14 protein-coding genes and 2 pseudogenes are annotated in these 17,541 nt (G+C 55.9%); 6 read left to right on the forward strand and 10 right to left on the reverse strand.

Annotated elements, in window-relative coordinates; translation table 11 throughout:
- Positions 1-40 precede the first annotated feature (40 nt).
- Entirely contained in the window at positions 41-787 is a 747-nt protein-coding gene (locus ACN1C3_RS21075; protein ID WP_419117693.1) for an aspartate/glutamate racemase family protein, read from the reverse strand.
- A 261-nt stretch (positions 788-1,048) separates the two neighbouring features.
- Complete coding sequence (locus tag ACN1C3_RS21080; protein WP_419117694.1) at positions 1,049-1,900, reverse strand: LysR family transcriptional regulator; 852 nt, start codon at positions 1,898-1,900, stop codon at positions 1,049-1,051.
- 179 nt (positions 1,901-2,079) lie between these two features.
- Here ACN1C3_RS21080 and ACN1C3_RS21085 point away from each other — a divergent pair, with 179 nt between their 5' ends.
- The 5 genes from ACN1C3_RS21085 (at position 2,080) to ACN1C3_RS21105 (ending at position 7,120) form a co-directional block, all read left to right on the forward strand.
- The gene (locus ACN1C3_RS21085) at positions 2,080-2,601 is read left to right on the forward strand and encodes an L-2-amino-thiazoline-4-carboxylic acid hydrolase (protein ID WP_419117695.1); all 522 of its coding nucleotides are present in this window, start codon (positions 2,080-2,082) and stop codon (positions 2,599-2,601) included.
- The gene (locus tag ACN1C3_RS21090; RefSeq protein ID WP_419117696.1) at positions 2,598-3,860 is read left to right on the forward strand and encodes a hydantoinase/carbamoylase family amidase; all 1,263 of its coding nucleotides are present in this window, start codon (positions 2,598-2,600) and stop codon (positions 3,858-3,860) included. The genes ACN1C3_RS21085 and ACN1C3_RS21090 overlap by 4 nt, the downstream gene beginning before the upstream one ends.
- Positions 3,861-4,005: 145 nt before the next feature.
- On the forward strand, positions 4,006-5,085 hold the full coding sequence (locus ACN1C3_RS21095; protein ID WP_419117794.1) for a PLP-dependent cysteine synthase family protein: 1,080 nt from the start codon (positions 4,006-4,008) through the stop codon (positions 5,083-5,085).
- Positions 5,086-5,156: 71 nt separating this feature from the next.
- Entirely contained in the window at positions 5,157-5,537 is a 381-nt protein-coding gene (locus ACN1C3_RS21100) for a Rid family detoxifying hydrolase (RefSeq protein ID WP_419117697.1), read from the forward strand.
- Positions 5,538-5,794: 257 nt separating this feature from the next.
- Positions 5,795-7,120 (forward strand): MFS transporter, encoded by a 1,326-nt coding sequence (locus ACN1C3_RS21105; RefSeq protein WP_419117698.1) that lies wholly within the window; start codon positions 5,795-5,797, stop codon positions 7,118-7,120.
- Between the two features lie 541 nt (positions 7,121-7,661).
- Here the strand turns inward: ACN1C3_RS21105 and ACN1C3_RS21110 are convergent.
- On the reverse strand, positions 7,662-8,129 hold the full coding sequence (locus tag ACN1C3_RS21110; RefSeq protein WP_419117699.1) for a hypothetical protein: 468 nt from the start codon (positions 8,127-8,129) through the stop codon (positions 7,662-7,664).
- A 223-nt stretch (positions 8,130-8,352) separates the two neighbouring features.
- Here ACN1C3_RS21110 and ACN1C3_RS21115 point away from each other — a divergent pair.
- Positions 8,353-9,786: pseudogene (locus tag ACN1C3_RS21115) on the forward strand (IS1182 family transposase).
- A gap of 300 nt (positions 9,787-10,086) precedes the next feature.
- Here the strand turns inward: ACN1C3_RS21115 and ACN1C3_RS21120 are convergent.
- From ACN1C3_RS21120 to ACN1C3_RS21150, 7 genes and pseudogenes are all read right to left on the reverse strand, one after another.
- Positions 10,087-10,316, reverse strand: a pseudogene (locus tag ACN1C3_RS21120) (IS5/IS1182 family transposase); the annotation flags it as partial.
- A gap of 384 nt (positions 10,317-10,700) precedes the next feature.
- Positions 10,701-11,201 carry a methylated-DNA--[protein]-cysteine S-methyltransferase gene (locus ACN1C3_RS21125; protein ID WP_419117700.1) on the reverse strand — a complete coding sequence of 167 codons (501 nt, stop codon included), beginning with the start codon at positions 11,199-11,201 and terminating at the stop codon, positions 10,701-10,703.
- Positions 11,202-11,422: 221 nt separating this feature from the next.
- Positions 11,423-12,259 (reverse strand): ABC transporter ATP-binding protein, encoded by an 837-nt coding sequence (locus ACN1C3_RS21130; protein ID WP_419117701.1) that lies wholly within the window; start codon positions 12,257-12,259, stop codon positions 11,423-11,425.
- The gene (locus ACN1C3_RS21135; protein WP_419117702.1) at positions 12,247-13,050 is read right to left on the reverse strand and encodes an ABC transporter permease; all 804 of its coding nucleotides are present in this window, start codon (positions 13,048-13,050) and stop codon (positions 12,247-12,249) included. Before ACN1C3_RS21135 ends, ACN1C3_RS21130 begins: the two co-directional genes overlap by 13 nt.
- A gap of 9 nt (positions 13,051-13,059) precedes the next feature.
- The gene (locus ACN1C3_RS21140; protein WP_419117703.1) at positions 13,060-14,046 is read right to left on the reverse strand and encodes an ABC transporter substrate-binding protein; all 987 of its coding nucleotides are present in this window, start codon (positions 14,044-14,046) and stop codon (positions 13,060-13,062) included.
- 455 nt (positions 14,047-14,501) lie between these two features.
- The gene (locus ACN1C3_RS21145; RefSeq protein WP_419117704.1) at positions 14,502-15,872 is read right to left on the reverse strand and encodes an aspartate aminotransferase family protein; all 1,371 of its coding nucleotides are present in this window, start codon (positions 15,870-15,872) and stop codon (positions 14,502-14,504) included.
- 22 nt (positions 15,873-15,894) lie between these two features.
- Positions 15,895-17,385 (reverse strand): aldehyde dehydrogenase, encoded by a 1,491-nt coding sequence (locus tag ACN1C3_RS21150; RefSeq protein ID WP_419117705.1) that lies wholly within the window; start codon positions 17,383-17,385, stop codon positions 15,895-15,897.
- Positions 17,386-17,541 lie beyond the last annotated feature (156 nt).

Here is a 17,541-nt window from a genome sequence, read left to right on the forward strand (position 1 = left end):
CATCTTTCACCAAGGCACTGCTGTTAAGCGGTGCCGAACGTTAGGCCATCAGCTTTCCCAAGCCTGGCAGTGGAGCGGTCCGCCCCATCAACTGAAGAGCATGCCAGAAAGCGGCCTGGTTTGAGGTGATAACAGGGAGACCTGTTTCCATTTCAAGCGGTGCGATCAAATCTAGTGTTGCCGCGGTAGTACATGATAAAAAGATCGCATCCGCTTTCGCGATATTGGCCTCAGCAATGGCGCGACGATAGTGCTCTAATCCTGGAGTAGCGATCTCCACATCGCTTTTCAGGCCAAAACACACGCGATCAGAAAAGCCGATACCCGCATCGATGAAAACGCGGCTGGTGATTTCAGCAACATCATGGGTGTAGGGCGCAATAAACGCTATTTTATGGCAGTTTAAGTGTCTCAACGCTTCGACAGCCGCGCTTGCCGGATTGGTTATCGGAACTCCAGGACGAATTTCTGCGATTTGCTGTGCAATCTTCATCGGACCAATGATTGCGGAGCCGGAGGTACAGGCAAAGACAATCGCATCCAGTTTGGCTTCAGGTAAAAGCAATCGCACTGCGTCCGGGATACCATCCTCGAGCTTCGCGAGCGTTGTCGGTGTTAGCGGCATGGACTGAGCAATTCTTGTGGTAACGATGTCAACGCCAGCTGCCAGCCCCATGCGCCAGAAGTCACGTTCGACCAACACATCCGACGCTAGCGCAATCAACCCGATACGGGGCTGGCGGTGGAACGAACTGTTGATGTCAATGCCCGTCTCGTGATGCTTCATTACTCATCTCCCGACATTAATTGCTGTTCACCTCGCGGTACGCATCATAGCGGATCATGGAAGGAGGACTAACGGCGAGTTTCGGGGCACTCATCGCAGTTTGCGATTAGTACTTTCATATCCGAACTTAATATGATCGGCATCTAGACGCGGCGGCTGGCAGAAGGTCAATGCGATGGAGTCGATTCGCTACGGCTGCGGGTTATGCCCAATCGAACGCCGCTGGGCTTGGCGAAACGAGCGCAAAAGCATGGCCACGGGTTACGTCACTTCGGGTTGCAACGCATTGCGTAGTGTCGTGAGAAGCTGACGTACGATAATGGGCGGCTCCCTGTGGGCGGTTTCGAATCGCCCGTGCACGATGGGTAGTTTGGGCAGCCGGGGATGGTAGAGTTTCAAGCTATCGCTAGGACAGTCTTCCTCGGGGATAGCCGCAATGGCCAAGCCGCTACGAACGGCCGTACGAATGCCTTCGAGTGTGTTGCAGTCATAGACCGAACGCCATGGCACACCGGCTTCGTCCAAGGAAGTGAATGCTTCTCGGAAATACAGGCAATGGCCCGAAATATGGGCTAGCGGCAGTACCTCGATCCTATCCAGATCAAAGCCTGGAAGACCGATCCAGACCAGCTGAGAAGGACAAAGATCTGGGGTTTGCCCGGCTTTCAAAGGCCCTCGTAGAAACGCAACGTCCAAAAAACCATCAGCCAAAGCGCGGCTATGTTCGAAGGAAAGCCCGGACGTTACCTTGATTGTAACTTTTGGACGCATTGCCATGAACGTTTGAAGCACAGGCGCAAGGCGTGAGAACAAATGGTATTCATCTGGTAGACCCAGTTTGATCGTGCCCCCCATGCGCTCGGGGCAGAACTCCTCCTCAATCCGATCGATCACCTGCAACAGCGTCGCGACATGCGTCAGCAGGACATCTCCCGCTTTCGTTAACTGACAACTCCGGGTGGTCCGTCGAAAGAGCTGGGTCTGAAGATGGGCTTCAAGCTTGGCTATATGCCCGCTGACAGTGGATTGACTGGCGTTAAGCAGTCGCGCCGCCTCACTGAAACTTCCAACCGAGGCAACTTTGTAGAAACTGCGCAGCAGGACGGTATCCATCAGGGCATTTCCTCAAGGGGTCAGAGCATAGAGCTTTGGATAGCGAGCGGATGGCTGAAGCCTTCATATATCGCGATTCTCGATAAAACTATCAGATAAGTCCGTTACCTATCAATAGGTGCTGCTGGGTATATTGCCGACACATACCCATAAAAGACTCCACTAGAAGGAGGAGCAGCATGAGTGATAAGCCAGTCAACAGTTCGGCATCCGCTATCGAAGGCGAGATCGGAATTCTTGCCAGACGACGTATCGAGGCCGGGGTCATCGCGCCGATTTACGAAGAAATGTGTACCCGGTTAGGCGAGGAAGTCGCGCAGTCGATCATCGACGCCGCCATCCGCAAGGCAGCTGTCGAGGCAGGACAGGCTTTCGCCGCCAAGACGCCTGGCGGCACAAACCTTCGTACCTTCCAGGAATTGCAGAAACTGTGGACGCAGGATGATGCATTGATCATCGCTGTCGACACGGCCACCGATGAGGAATTTCACTACACCGTCCATCGCTGTCGCTACGCCGAGATGTACCGGGAGATGGGCCTCGGTCAAATCGGGCACCTGCTGTCATGCAACCGCGACTACATGTTTCCACAAGGTTACGACTCGAATATCGAGCTTGAGCGCACCCAGACCTTGATGGAAGGTGCGTCCTGCTGTGATTTCAAATATCGCTACACGAAAAAACAGGACGGCCAGAAATGAGCACAGTTGCAAACGTGACCCAGAACGCGCTCATCCAGCCCGAACGCTTGTGGGCAGACCTAATGTCTACAGCGAAGTTTGGCGCCCTCGGTGAAACAGGGATGCGTCGCCTCGCGCTCAGCAATGAGGATCGCCAGATCCGGGATTGGTTTGTAGCTGAGTGCCGTGCATTAGGTTGCACGATTGAGATTGACCGGATCGGGAATATCTTTGCTACCTACCCTGGCCGTGATGCGAATCTCGCCCCCATCGCCATGGGCAGTCATCTGGACACTCAACCCGCCGGCGGACGGTTCGACGGTATTCTGGGAGTTCTGGCCGGCATCGAGGTCCTGCGCGCGCTGTATGACGCCTCGGTGCGTCCCGCGCACCCGATCACCGTCATCAGCTGGACGAATGAGGAAGGTTCGCGCTTCGCGCCCGCCATGATGGGCTCGGGAGTGTTCTGCGGCGCACATGAATGGGAAACCGTTGCAGTGACCTGCGACAAGTCAGGTATTTCGGTAGCCGAAGCCCTGGATGCAATTGGTTACGCGGGTGACCGCGAGCCTGGGTTCATGCATTTCTCTGCATATTTGGAGCTGCATATCGAGCAGGGACCGGTTCTGGAGGCTGAAAACGTCGAAATCGGTGTCGTAGAGGCGGTACAGGGTGTCTGCTGGTTAGATATCAAAGTGCCTGGCGTCGGAGCCCATGCAGGTGGTCGCCCCATGACAATGCGAGACGACGCCCTGATTGCAGCCTCAAAAATTGTGCTGGCGGTTGAAGCCGTGGCTGCCAATCATTTCCCAGGAGTGGGAACCGTCGGATACGTCAGTGTCGAGCCGAACTCACGAAATGTAATACCGGGTACGGTTGCGCTGCAAGTAGATCTACGTCATCCCGACGATGCTGAGCTTAACGCTCTCGAGACCGAGTTGATCGCTGAAATCCGACGTATTTCCCCTGCTGCGGAAATTCGCCAGGTCTGGCGCAAACCTCCGGTCTGCTTCGATTCGCGCATCGTGAATGTCATCGCCACACGGGCCGAGGAACTCGGCTATTCGGCGCGACGCATGGTGTCGGGAGCCGGCCACGATGCCGCCCATGTTGCCGGGGTCGCACCCAGCGCGATGATATTCATTCCCTCGTATATGGGACTCTCGCACAACGTCCGCGAATACTCCTCACCAGAACAATGCGCGAAAGGAGCCTCGGTACTGCTTGGGGCGGTCCTGGATCTGGACGATCGCCTTCTGGCAGACGCCCGAAACGACTGAAGCAATATCCGCGCAGAGTGACGACACACTGACGATTTTGTAATCGCCATGCCTCATGGTTGTACCGTGAGCGCATTCAATAATATCAGCGTAATGTGGAATCTTTGATATGGGCACTCATACACCGCCTAAATTTTTGCACCCAATGTCGGTAGATATCGATTGGGCCCGGAATGCAGTTCGATTGCTGGAGGGCGATGGGCACCGCTCGGCCGATACGCACCTGATCAAACCAACTTTTCTGGGTTTGGCAAATATCTCGGTCTATCTCAAGGATGAAAGTACCCATCCGACAGGCAGCCTGAAACACAGATTGGCAAGGTCGCTGTTTTTATATGGCATTTGTAATGGCCGCATCAACAAGGGCACGACACTGGTAGAGGCATCGTCCGGTTCAACCGCTGTTTCGGAAGCCTATTTCGCCAAACTTCTGGGCTTGCCGTTCATTGCCGTGATGCCGAAAAGTACCAGTGAAGCGAAGATCGGTGCCATTCGGCGTTTCGGCGGAGTCTGCGAGTTTGTCGAGCACCCTGGTGAAATCTATCGTGTCGCCGCGCAAATCGCTGAAGAGAACAGCGGCTACTACCTAGACCAATTCACCTATGCCGAACGCGCGACTGACTGGCGCGGTAACAACAATATTGCACAAAGTATTTTCAACCAAATGGAGTGCGAGGAGCAGTCCCGGCCAGCTTGGGTCGTGATGAGCGCGGGTACGGGAGGAACGTCAGCCACCATTGGCCGCTACATCCGCTATCGTGGCTTTGACACCCGTCTCTGCGTTGTAGATGTCGAGAACTCTGCGTTCTGTGAGGCCTGGGAAACCGGTGACACGTCTACGACCTGCTCTCGTCCTTCACGAATCGAGGGAATCGGTCGCCCTCGGGTGGAGCCATCCTTTATTCCTGGCGTGATCGATCGAATGTTCAAGGTGCCTGATGCCGCCTCAATTGCGGCTGCCCATGTGCTTTCGGAACGATTGTTTAGACGTGTAGGAGGGTCGACAGGCACGAACTTCTTCGGATTGCTCTGCATTGCTAGTGAGATGATGCAACACGGCGAAGAAGGCTCGCTGGTTACATTGATCTGCGATAGTGGTGATCGCTATGCAGACACCTACTTCAACGCCGAATGGTTGGAACGAAACAATCTCGACATCGCCCCGTGGTGCGCACGCATTGAAGAGTTCCTAGACGGCAAAACTGATCAGCTATCTTTGGATTAACAAAGCCATGTAGCCATATATCCTCTCCCACACGACCCATAACATCAAACACCTTCACAACGGACTTTGACATGATTACTCAAATTTCCAGCCTGGACGCTCCACAGGCTGTTGGCCCCTACTCGCAGGCAATCCGGATAGGAAACCTTCTCTTTGTTTCGGGACAACTCCCCATAATGCCTGCGACTGGCCAGTTCTGCTCCGATGATGCAGTCAAGCAAACACGGCAATGTCTTGAGAACATCGCTGTAATCGCTCGCCAAGCCGGTACAACATTAACAAACACCGTTAAAACGACCGTTCTAGTCACAGACCTCAGTGAGTTCGCCCAGGTGAATGGCGCTTATGGCGAGTTCTTTTCCGCGCCGTATCCGGCGCGTGCCTGCTACGAGGTCAAGGCACTTCCAAAAGGCGCCAAGGTGGAGATCGAGGCTGTTATCGCTATTCCATAGTCCTGATGCATGGAGCCGATGGACGAAGCCTTACCGCCGAGGCGTTAGAGATGGGGTATACACCGTTTCTAACTATTTATCGAAATTTATGCATGGAAACTGGATTATATATAAATCCAGAAACTTATTTGTCTTTCTGTAGTATCGCGCCACCCTGCTCTTGATTAGCTAATTATAAATGATGCAGTCAACCTGACTACGTCAAGGTAAGTTGCTGTGCGCACTAATAATTACAATTATATATTGTGGAGGCTTTTATGGGTATTCCGATAGCTTCAAACCCGATTGAAACAACGGTTTCGCCTGGTCAACGTTTAGTGGATGAGGCACGCTTAATGCCCATCCATATCATTGCAGCGATCGCTTGCCTAGGTGGCGCGGCGCTGGATGGCTACATCCTTGGTATAATTGGGCCTGCTTTATCCATCGCAAAACACGAACTGCTGCTCACAGCAATGAGCCAAGGCCTGATTGCCTGTAGCGCGCTGATAGGTGTTTTTATTGGTGGATTGGTATTCGGGAATTTTGCCGACCGTTACGGACGCCGGCCGGTCTTCTCTTGGAACCTGGCAGCTTTCGTTGTCCTGTCAGTGCTTCAGTTCTTCGTGCAGGATATCTGGCAGCTTGTCGTGATCCGGGTGCTATTAGGGGTGGCTATTGGTGTCGAGTACGCTGTAGGTTCGACAGTCCTGGCTGAGTTCTCGCGGCGAAAAAGCCGGGCGGCCTTGTTGGGATGCTTCACTATTGCCTGGCAAATCGGATTCACCGTCGCCTTCATCATTGGTGCTTTCTACGAGGGGGACAATTGGCGGTTGTTGCTTGGCTCAAGCGTAATTCCGGCGATCATCATCTACCTCCTTCGGCTACTCCTGCCAGAAACTCCGATGTGGTTGAAATCAAAAGGACGGGAAGCTGAGGCACGTGCCATCGTCGATAAACATTTCGGGGCCGAGTACGTTATCCCAGATGTCGATGTTAGTTCAAAAAGCGCTTCATTGCGTGAGCTCTTCAAACGGGATACCTGGAGGCAAAGCCTCTACTCTGGCCTGTTCTGGTTCTGCCAAGTCGGCCCGTTCTTTGCCATTTTCACCTTCATGGTGCCCGTGCTTGAGAAGCTGGGGCTGCAAGGAGACCATCGGGTTGACCTGTCGCTGAACGCTATTCAGATCGCGGGCGTCATTTTCGGTGTTTTCTTGGTGCACTGGATGAGCCGTCGCGGGTTCCAAATCTGGACCTTTGTAGCAGTCCTTGCAATATTCTTGGTTCTGGGGCTGTTTCCACATGCGCCGACCTGGTTCATTGTAGGCATGTTTGCGACCTATATGTTCATTGGCCCAGCGATCAATAACATCCAGTTCGTTTATCCGACGGAGATATTCGATACCCATATTCGCGCGACCGGGATTGGATTCTCGGCGGCATTCTCGCGGATATCTGCAGCTGGAGTGACGTACCTTCTCCCCTACCTACTGCAGACTTTCGGATTATCCGCGACATTGATAATGATGGCGGGTTTCCCACTCCTGGGTTTGGTTGTAACCCTGCTCTGGGCTCCGGAGACCAAAGGTAAGCACTTGCGATGAGCGCAATACGGGGAAGCCCCCGGTGAGGCCAACTTTCAGGGCTGACCTCAGCAAAAACCAGGACTCTTCCTGGTTTTTGCGCTTTACAGGCGCACGTCGCTTTTTTTACACGCTGCCACGTGAAATCTGCGTCTGGAACCTCAGCCGAAAGTAAAGATTTCAATGTTATGCGCGTACTTTTCAGCCGCAGGACCCATGACCGACTTTTTCAACAGAATCGACCCATAGCCGACATTCGGCTTATAGAGTGGGGAATTGCACTGACTTGACCAGCCATTTGCATCGAACTTGATCAGCACGCTTCGTAAGCATGACCGGTAGAGAATGGCCAGAAGCAGACATTCGATTACCGTAGTGCAACTGGTATCAGTACGACGGATCTTCCGAGGTTGTGAGATCAGCGGACGCTAGTGATTCGTCAGTACGTGGGCCCGCGCACCGCTGGCGACGCTTCGGAATGTTCAGACCACGCGGTGTTCCCGTAGCGCCGAAGGCCAGTTCAGCATCACGATTATACCTGGCGCTGGCGCTCTCGAACCATTCATACAAAGTTTGATCGCGGCAATGCATGCCTAATTCCCGTTTCGCACACTGGATCTGATGGTAGTAGAACGCCATGGAATGGATAAGCTTTGTTCATGGCGGGAATCATTGAAATGTTGCGAAGCTCCAAGTGCGCGAGGTCCTTGTCGCGGTAAACCTTCATCTGCTCTCGGAATTGCTTGAACTCATCGAAGAAAACTTCCATCGAGGTGAGCATGCTCTCTCGAAATGTTTCTTCGTCATCCGGAAACACCTTCTTCCAATGCAAGGCATCATTTTGCTGGCCGAAAGCGTGGCACCAGTCCAAAACTGCTAGGTCCAACGCATTACGGGAGATTTGGCTCCAAAAATTACTAAGAACCCTGCCTCGGCCGAACTGTTCCCGCGTAGCGCCAGAAAGTGCCAAGTTATTCACGAAGCTAATGCAGTTCATTTCAGCGCAAGCGAGCAGCTTAGTTCGGTCCATTGTGATCCTGATTTTGGGCGCGTTGGGAGGCGTCAACGTAGCGCTCTGCGCCCACCCCCTACAACCTCGGAGATCGCGGTTCTCTATGATATCCCTTTGGCTGGTTGGTAGGATTCAAACGCTATTTTATGGCTGCCGAGGGTGACCGCTATGGGTCCAGGCTGTGTGAAAACACCTGCAATTGTCTAATCTTCTGATCGTCGAGATCGTATCGGGGACGACCATGAAGCGATTCATCGAAGGTGAGGCACGGACGCAAGTGACGTTGCTGCCGGAGTGTCTGGATGATTACGTAGCCGAAGAAAATCCAGTGCGCGTGGTCGATGTTTTCGTCGACGAACTCGACTTGGGCGCTTGGTTTTGAGGGCGTCGATCCTGCCGCAACGGGTCGTCCAGCCTGCCACCCAGCGGTGTTGCTGAAGATCTATATCTACGGCTACCTCAATCGGATTCAGTCCAGCCGTCGGCTTGAGCGTGAGGCCGAGCGCAACGTCGAGTTGATGTGGTTAATGGGGCGTTTGGCCCCGGACTTCAAAACCATTGCCGACTTTCGCAAGGACAACGGCAAAGCCATTCGCAGCGTATGCCGCCAGTTCGTAGTTCTTTGCCGCAACCTCAATCTCTTCTCCCAGTCGATCATCGCCATCGACGGCAGCAAATTCAAAGCCGTCAATAATCACGACCGCAACTTCACTCAGGGCAAAGTGAAGGCACGCATGCAGCAGATCGAGCAGAGTATTGATCGATATCTGGCGGCGATGGATTCGGCGGATCGGGCAACGCCCGAAGTCGCCGAGGCCAAAGCAGAGCGGCTTAAAGAAAAAATCGAAACACTGAAAAAGCAGATGCAGAAACTCAAGGAAATCGAGGCGCAGCTCCACGAAAGTCCAGACCAGCAGATCTCCCTCACAGCCCCAGATGCACGCTCAATGGCCACGAGCGGTCGAGGCACCGGAACGGTTGGCTACAACGTCCAAACAGCTGTCGACGACAAACGCCACCTGATCATTGCCCACGAGGTGACCAACGTTGGTAATGATCGTGGTCAACTGAGCAATATGGCGAACCAAGCGCGTGAAGAAATCGAGGCTGAATCGCTAACGGTGGTGGCCGACCGAGGCTATTACAAAGGTCTGAAAATCCTTGCTTGCGAGCAAGCCGGCATCACTACCTTCGTACCGAAACCCTCACATCTGGCAGCAAAGCCGAAGGCCGATTTGGTAAGCAGGACTTCATCTACCTTGCTGCATCGGACGAGTATCGATGCCCTGCGGGACAGTTACTGACCCGGCGGCATTCTTCGGTGGAATACGGCATGTTATTGCATTGTTACTACTTCTCGGGCTGCCAGTCCTGCTCAATGCAAAAGCAATGTACGACGGGTAAGGAGCGCCGTGTGAAGCGCTGGGAGCATGAGGCGGTAGTCGACGCAATGCAGGCTCGGCTGGAGCATCACCCGGGGAAGATGAAGGTTCGCCGCCAGACTGTTGAGCATCCTTTTGGAGCGCTCAAGTACTGGATGGGAAGTACCCACTTCCTGACCAAAACCCTGCCGCGGGTAAGCACCGAAATGAGCCTTCATGTGCTCGCCTACAACCTCAAGCGAATGATGAGCATCTTTGGCATCTTGGGATTGCTTGAAGCGATCAGAGCGTGATCATGCCGCTGGATCGTCGGTAAGTGGCTGTTGGGACCGCTGACGCGGCCCCAACAGCCATATGAGCGCCAATATTGGCCGCACAGACTAATCTTTACTTCCTACTACCAACTTCGCAGGCAATCCAAAAGAAAATCTCAGCGCTGAACGTATCAAGTGTGTTTTCACACAGCCTGGGTCGTTCTCTGCCGGTTATGGCCACGGAGCGTACTGGTCCAATCCGTTGCAAATGACTGGTCAGGTCAAATGCAAATGTGGGGTAAGTCTGTGCGATTACCCACCTGATGTCATACAGCGCCTTTCCATCGCCGGGTCGCTCAGAGAGAACCAGTTTTGCGCTAGAGGGATGCGCAGCACGGTTTCGAGAGGATAGGGCTTGCGACCACCGTCAGCCTTGGGTAATACGGTTCGATCAGCTTCAGTAAACCGATCCAGGGCACAATGTGATCCATCTCGGCAAGGAACCGTTCGCGGCGACTTCGCTTAAGTTCGCCGGCGTATTCGAGGTCGGAAAAACTCATCTGGCTCATGCCGGGCTCGGGTCAGGTGATAAGGGCATATTTCAGAATATTTGGGGATTTGTTCTGGGTCTCCCTGGGCTCTGACACAACACTTGTGCGGGCACAGTTTTGGCACACTGCGAGAGCGAAACACTGCAAAAGTACGCTTCGAAACGCACATCACTGCATGAACACAAGCATTTGAAATAAAAGGTGTTTTTACATAAATACCTTGTAAATCAACGTGGAAGCCAGTCACGCATCATTGCAGTTGCACTGCAAAGGGCCGACAGGGAAGGTTTCGCGGATCAGGGCGGGTTGCTGGGACATCGGGGTGTGCTCGGAAATCAGTGATGGGGCGATTCTGGCACAAAATCTGAGTTGCCTGATCCTGAGTCTTCGCGGGCCGAACAGTCAGAATGCAAGTTGCAAGCTGTCTTCGCCCTCCAATGTCAGCAAAAACTTCTTGGCGCCGAGCCCACCTGCAAACCCTGTGAGAGCACCCGACGCACCAATGACGCGATGGCAAGGCGCAATGATTGAAATCGGGTTTCTTCCATTTGCAGCGCCCACCGCTCGAACGGCCTTCGGGTTGCCGATTTGCACCGCGATGTCACTGTAGCTGCGCGTTTCTCCGAACGGGATGGTCAACAGCGCTTCCCATACTTTTCGTTGAAACTCGGTCCCGACAAAGTCGAGTTCAAGCTCGAAACAGTTTCTTTTTCCCGCGAAGTACTCATTCAGCTGCCGTTCTGTCTCGAGCAAAACAGGGCTATTGTTCTCTTCCTGCAGTGGGCCAAGCCGTACTCGATTGGGTTTATCGTTCTCCCACAAAATGGCGGTGAGCCTTGATGCATTGGCGACCAGCGTTAATTTGCCAACGGGTGAGTTCATCATTTTGTATGCATATGACATGTGCTGACTCCTTGATCCGCCAGGGCCTTAGGCGTCGTTTGGTAAGGGGCGCGTGCACTGTAGATCCGAATTCAAACGCAAAAACTACGTTTCTTGCGTTTGAATTGTTCATAAGGTGATTCTTGCACAAGAGATGAATTGCCTGATCCAGAGTCTTCGCGGGCAAGCCCGCTCCCACAAAATCTACTGCGAGAGTGTGGCTTGCCCGCGATGCGCAGCCCTTAGTGCTCCTCCCCCAACTCATCATGCAACAGCCCGAATATCTCCCTCTTCATCTCGATAAACGACCGCTCCATCACCATATCCAGCGTCCGTGGCCGTTCGATGGGCACGTCCAGAATCTTTTTGATTCGCCCCGGCCTTGCCCCCATGACGTAGACGCGGTCACCCAAGAGGATGGCTTCGTCGATATCGTGGGTCACGAACAGCACGGTCTTCTTGCTGTTACCCCAAACGCGCAATAGCAGTTGCTGCATTTGCAGACGGGTCTGGCTGTCGAGGGCGCCGAAGGGTTCGTCCATCAGCAGGATTTGCGGGTCGTTGGCCAGGGCGCGGGCGATGGCGACGCGTTGCATCATGCCGCCGGAGAGTTGCTTGGCAAAGTTATCGGCAAACGGCGCCAGGCCGACTTCGTTGAGGTAGTAGTCGACGATTTCCTTGCGCTGGCGGGCGGGCATGTTGCGGCGTTTGAGGCCGAACTCGATGTTTTGTCGCACCGTCAGCCAGGGGAACAATGTGTAGCCCTGGAACACCATGCCGCGATCGGCTCCGGGGCCTTGCACTTGCTGGCCGCCGACGTAGATTTCGCCTTCAGTCGGTTCCGCCAGGCCTGCGGTCAGGTAGAGCAAACTCGACTTGCCGCAGCCTGACGGCCCCACCAGCACCGCGAATTGTTGATCCGGCACTTCGAACGACACCTGCTCCAGCGCGGTGAAGGTGCTGCCGTTGGGGCTTTGGTAGCGCAGGCTGACCTTGTCCACTTGCAGCCGTGGCGCGGCCTGCATGGGGGCCGCAACCGGGCTGACGAAACGGGGATTTACTGCAGTTACTGAGCCCATGCGGCCACCCTCAGACGTAGGAAGCGGAACAGTTGATCGGTGATCAGGCCCAGCAGGCCGATGATCGCAATTGCCAGGAAGATCACATCCACCTGAAAGCCGCGCATGGCTTTCAGGCTCAGGTAACCCAGACCACTGGAGGCCGCCACCAGCTCGGCGACTACCAGATAAGTCCAGGCCCAGCCCATGGTGACCCTCAGGGTGTCGAGCACGCCCGGCAGCGAGGCCGGGGCGATCACATGCAGCACCGCATCGCGACGGCTCGAACCGAGGGTGTAGGAGGCGTTGATCAAGTCCTTGGAAATGCCTTTGGACACGTCCGCAATCATTACCAGCTGCTGGAAGAACACCCCGAAGATAATCACCGAAACCCGCTGCTCCAGGCCGATGCCAATCCACAGGATGAACAGCGGCACAAAGGAGGTCACCGGCAGGTAGCGGATGAAGTTGACCATCGGCTCGAGAAACGCCTGGACGATACGAAAGCTGCCCATCAGCAACCCCAACGGCACTGCCACCAGTGACGAGACAATGAAGCCAACCATCACCACTTCCAGGCTGGCCCAGACGTGGACCCCAAGTGTGCCGTCGCGCGCCAGACGCAGTGCGGCGTCCAGCACCGCCCCGGGGGTCGGCAGAAACATGCCCGGCACCACGCCGCCGTAAGACAACCCCGCCCATAGCCCGATCAACAACACCCAGGCCATGGCACTGGCGCTCAAGATCACTTGCGCCGGTAGACCGGTCTTGGGTGTGACGCAGCGGCTCAACCATGAATTTCGCTTGAACATGCTGACCTCCTAGAGCGGGGTGACGAAGCGGTTGTCCACCAGATCGTCATTGCTGACGTTGTAGGGTTTGCCCTGCAGTTCGCTGGCGGTCTCGTTGGCCAGCTTGATCAACGCTGCGCTGTCGCCTGGCTTGCCCAGTGAGCCAAGCAGCTTCTCGCTCATGGCCTGATCGTAGAAGCGCACGCCCTTGGCCGCAGCGGCCAGTTCTTTGGGGTCAGCCAGGTAGCCGCCGACGCCCTTGGCCATGATTTTGTAGGCCTCTTCGGGATGTTCCTGGGTGTACTTCACGGCCTTGTACAACCCGGCGACCAGGGCTTTGACGTCTTCCGATTGTTTTTCAATGACGGTGCAATTGAGCGCCACCACATCGACGATCACCCCGGGGGTGGAACTACTGTCGATCAGCACCTTGCCTTGTTGCTTGTCACGGACCATCGACAGATGGGGTTCCCAGGTCACAGCGGCGGGAACACGGCCAGCAATGAACGCCGTGGCGGCATCATCGGCGGTCATGTTCTGAACGATCAGATCGCTCATTTTCATGCCGTTCTTTTTCAGTAGGTACGAGAGCCAGAACTGCGACACCGAGCCTTCGTTCACGGCGATGGCTTTACCTTTGAGCTCCTGCAAACTCTTGACGTCCTTGCCCACCAACACTCCATCGCCACCATGGCTTTCATCCAGCGCCGCAACGGCCTTGAAGCAGAACTGCGGACGATATTTGAGCACTTCGTCGATGGTCGAGGCCGAGCCAGAAAGCTGACCCGAAGCCTGAGCGGCCATGTACATCGAGGCTTCTTCAACCACCGGCAGTTCAACCGTCAGGCCGTTCTCCTTGAAGTAGCCCAGGTCCTGAGCGAGGTAAAGGGTGCCATAGCCGACCCAGGTGGTATGACCGATGGACAGGGTGCCGGCCTGGGCGCTGGTGGCGACGCAGGTGGCGATGGCGGTGACCGCCAGTGGATGGGCGAAACGCGTTAGCAAGGACTTGATCATGAAGCACTCCCACAGCTATTGATTTAGTTTTGTCTTGCGGGGCAGTACGGCCAGCGGCCTTGAACAGATACAACGTGCGGTCTCTGTCCGGACCTTGAAGCGGTCAGCTTTCGGCTGACTGGCGAGATTGATGTTGGCCCAAGGCAGGACATAGGAAAATGAGGAAATATGTCGCCGGGAGCGATGAAAAACCTCGGTAGCACGCACTGCGAAAGAGCGCCATGGGCGAGGTCGCCCTGTGTGGGTGCGATAGGTGAAAATCCGTCTTGAAAGGCAGAGGCGAGGTTGTGTATCGGGCGATTTGTGCGCGATTTGAAACAGGGGTTGAATGACAGATTACATTCGCGGGCAAGCCCGCTCCCACAGGTTTTGTGACAGATCACAATGTTGTGATCGCCATAAATCCATGTGGGAGCGGGCTTGCCCGCGAAGAGGCCCGCAAGAACGCTACAAGGTCAAAGCCGGCCGTATTCCTGCGCCGTGCGATCCACCGCTTTCAGTGTCTTGCCGACCAGTTCATCGATCTCTTCGCGGCTGGCGATCAGCGCCGGGGCCATGATCATCCGGCCCAGCGTCGAGCGAATGATCACGCCTTCCTCGAAGCCCAAGGTCCGGCAGCGCCAGGCGATGTCGTTCTCGTTGGCGAAGCGTTTGCGGGTGGTTTTGTCTTCGGCGAACTGTAAGGCCGCGACCATGCCCACGCCTTGTATGTCGCCCACCAACGGGTGATTGCCAAACACCTCACGCAAGCACTGCTGCAGATACGGCCCGATATCATCCTTCACCCGGGTGACCACCCCCTCGTCGCGCAATGCCTTGAGGTTGGCGATGGCCACGGCTGCCGCCACCGGGTGGCCAGAATAGGTCAGGCCGTGGGCGAACACCCCGCCCTGCTCCACCAGCACTTCGGCCATGCGTCTGGACAACACCAGCCCACCCATGGGGATGTAACCCGACGTCAGGCCCTTGGCGATGGACAGCGTGTCCGGCTCGAAACCGAAGTGCTCATGGGCGAACCATTCGCCGGTGCGACCGAAGCCGCCGATCACTTCGTCGGCACATAACAGCACGTCATACTTACGGCAGATCCGCTGAATCTCCGGCCAATAGCTTTCTGGCGGGAAGATCATTCCCCCGGCGCCTTGGAACGGTTCGGCGACAAACGCCGCGACCTTGTCCGCGCCGAGTTCGAGAATCTTGTCTTCCAGTTGCCGCGCCGCCCGCAGGCCAAATTCAGCCGGCGTCAGGTTGCCTTCATGGGCGAACCAGTAAGGCTCGTCGATGTGCGCGATATCCGGAATCATCCCGCCCATTTCGTGCATGAACTTCATACCGCCCAGCGCCGTGGCCGCCAGGGTCGAACCGTGGTACCCGTTCCAGCGGCCGATCATGATTTTCTTCTCGGGCTTGCCGAGGATGGTCCAGTAACGACGCACCGTGCGGATCAGTACTTCGTTGGCTTCGGAGCCAGAGTTGGTGTAGATCGCATGGCTGTAGTGACCCGGCAGCAAGCTGAACAGCAGCTCCGAGAGTTCGATCACCTGCGGGTGAGTGGTGTGGAAAAACATGTTGTAGTACGGCAACTGCTCCAGTTGCCGGCTCGCCGCAGCGGCCAGATCCTTGCGCCCGTAACCGAGGTTGGTGCACCACAGGCCGGACATGCCGTCCAGGTAACGCTGGCCGTCGTTGTCCCACAAATGCAGGCGCTCGCCGCGGACCATCACCCGCGGCCCTTCGTCGTTGAGCGCTTTCTGATCGACAAACGCGTGGATGTGGTGCGCGGCATCGGCGGCCTGGTAGTCGCGGGTTTCACGTAGGGTGGTCATCGCCAGTTCTCCGTTTTTATTGTCAGCGCAGTTGAAACCAGGTGGTCTTCAACTGGGTGTATTTATCGAATGAGTGCAGTGACAGATCGCGGCCGAAACCGGACTGCTTACCGCCGCCGAACGGTACCGTCACATCGAGCGCATCGACGCTGTTCACCGACACCGTGCCGGCACGCAACTGCCGCGCCACGCGGTGGGCGCGATTGAGGTCATCGGTCCACAGCGATGCGGCCAGGCCGTAGATGCTGTCGTTGGCCAGTTGCAGAGCATGGGCTTCGTCATCGAACGCTGTAACCGCCAGCACCGGGCCGAACACTTCGTCGCGAAACAGCGGCATGTCCGGGGTCACGCCAGTGAAAATCGTCGGCTGGATAAAGTTGTGGGAAGCATTAAAGGTCAACTGCCGGCCGCCGCAGACGCGTTGCGCACCGTGTCGTTCGGCGTGCTGGATAAACGTCATGATCCGCCCGGTCTGACGGCTGTCGACAATGGCTCCGGCAGCGCTTGAAGGGTCCAGTGGATCGCCCGGCTGCCAGCGTTCGACCTGGGCTTTGAGACGCTCGACAAACTCATCATGAATCGAGCGCTCCACCAGCAACCGCGAGTTGGCCGAACAGACTTCGCCCTGATTGAAGAAGATCCCGAAGGCGGCTCTCTGCGCCGCCAGCTCCAGGTCCTGGCAATCGGCGAACACCAGATTGGCACTCTTACCGCCGCATTCGAGCCAGACTTGCTTGAGGTTCGATTGCGCCGAGTACTGCATGAAATATTTGCCGACTTCGGTGGAACCGGTGAACACCAGGCAATCGATGTCCGGGTGCAGACCCAGCGCCTTGCCGGTCTGCTCGCCCAGGCCCGGCAACACGTTCAGCACGCCTTGCGGCACACCGGCTTCCAGTGCCAGCTCACCCAGACGCAATGCGGAGAATGGCGATTGCTCGGCGGGTTTGAGAATCACCGAGTTACCCGCGGCCAGGGCCGGGGCGAGTTTCCAGGCGGCCATGTCCAGCGGAAAATTCCACGGCACCACCGCAGCGACTACACCGAGGGCTTCGCGGGTGATGGTCGCCAACACGTTCTGCGCACTTGGCGCGACCTGATCGTAGAGTTTGTCGAGGCTTTCGGCGTACCAGCGAAACACCCCGGCGGCGCCCGGTACGTCAATGTTGTAGGCATCCATCACTGGCTTGCCCATGTTCAGCGAGTCGAGCAGCGCCAGCTCCTCGCGGTTGGCCATAATCAAGTCCGCCAGACGCAGCAGCACGTGCTTGCGCTCACTGGGAGAACGCGCCGACCAACTGCCTGACTCGAACGCCTGACGAGCGCTGATCACCGCTGCATCGACGTCCTCGCTGCCGCACGCGGCGACCTGGGCCAGGCACTCACCGGTGGCTGGGTTGATCGCGTCAAAGGTTTGCCCGGATTGCGCAGGCACGCAGTTACCGTCGATCAGTGCCTGATCACGAAAGCGCAGCGTGGCTGCCCGGCGTTGCCAATATTCAAGCTCGAACACGTTCAGACTCCCCTGATGCGGACTAGTGAATTGGATGGTGGCCTAGGCGTTGGTCGAGGAAAAATAGTAAATATGTGTTCGCAGGCCATGAAAAAACTGGGCAGCTAAATACCCCAAGCGCGCGCCTTGTGGTTATTGTTCGGGTACAAGAAAAGC

Origin of the sequence: Pseudomonas sp. H11T01, from assembly GCF_048515765.1 — a bacterium.
Classification (GTDB): Bacteria; Pseudomonadota; Gammaproteobacteria; order Pseudomonadales; family Pseudomonadaceae; genus Aquipseudomonas.

Bases quoted from the DNA above. Each gene is read 5' to 3' on its own strand.
- ACN1C3_RS21130 (WP_419117701.1), bottom strand. From the start codon at position 12,259: ATGGGCTCAGTAACTGCAGTAAATCCCCGTTTCGTCAGCCCGGTTGCG.
- ACN1C3_RS21110 (WP_419117699.1), bottom strand. From the start codon at position 8,129: ATGGACCGAACTAAGCTGCTCGCTTGCGCTGAAATGAACTGCATTAGC.
- ACN1C3_RS21145 (WP_419117704.1), bottom strand. From the start codon at position 15,872: ATGACCACCCTACGTGAAACCCGCGACTACCAGGCCGCCGATGCCGCG.
- ACN1C3_RS21085 (WP_419117695.1), top strand. From the start codon at position 2,080: ATGAGTGATAAGCCAGTCAACAGTTCGGCATCCGCTATCGAAGGCGAG.
- ACN1C3_RS21135 (WP_419117702.1), bottom strand. From the start codon at position 13,050: ATGTTCAAGCGAAATTCATGGTTGAGCCGCTGCGTCACACCCAAGACC.
- ACN1C3_RS21090 (WP_419117696.1), top strand. From the start codon at position 2,598: ATGAGCACAGTTGCAAACGTGACCCAGAACGCGCTCATCCAGCCCGAA.
- ACN1C3_RS21080 (WP_419117694.1), bottom strand. From the start codon at position 1,900: ATGGATACCGTCCTGCTGCGCAGTTTCTACAAAGTTGCCTCGGTTGGA.
- ACN1C3_RS21105 (WP_419117698.1), top strand. From the start codon at position 5,795: ATGGGTATTCCGATAGCTTCAAACCCGATTGAAACAACGGTTTCGCCT.
- ACN1C3_RS21075 (WP_419117693.1), bottom strand. From the start codon at position 787: ATGAAGCATCACGAGACGGGCATTGACATCAACAGTTCGTTCCACCGC.
- ACN1C3_RS21125 (WP_419117700.1), bottom strand. From the start codon at position 11,201: ATGTCATATGCATACAAAATGATGAACTCACCCGTTGGCAAATTAACG.
- ACN1C3_RS21095 (WP_419117794.1), top strand. From the start codon at position 4,006: ATGTCGGTAGATATCGATTGGGCCCGGAATGCAGTTCGATTGCTGGAG.
- ACN1C3_RS21100 (WP_419117697.1), top strand. From the start codon at position 5,157: ATGATTACTCAAATTTCCAGCCTGGACGCTCCACAGGCTGTTGGCCCC.
- ACN1C3_RS21140 (WP_419117703.1), bottom strand. From the start codon at position 14,046: ATGATCAAGTCCTTGCTAACGCGTTTCGCCCATCCACTGGCGGTCACC.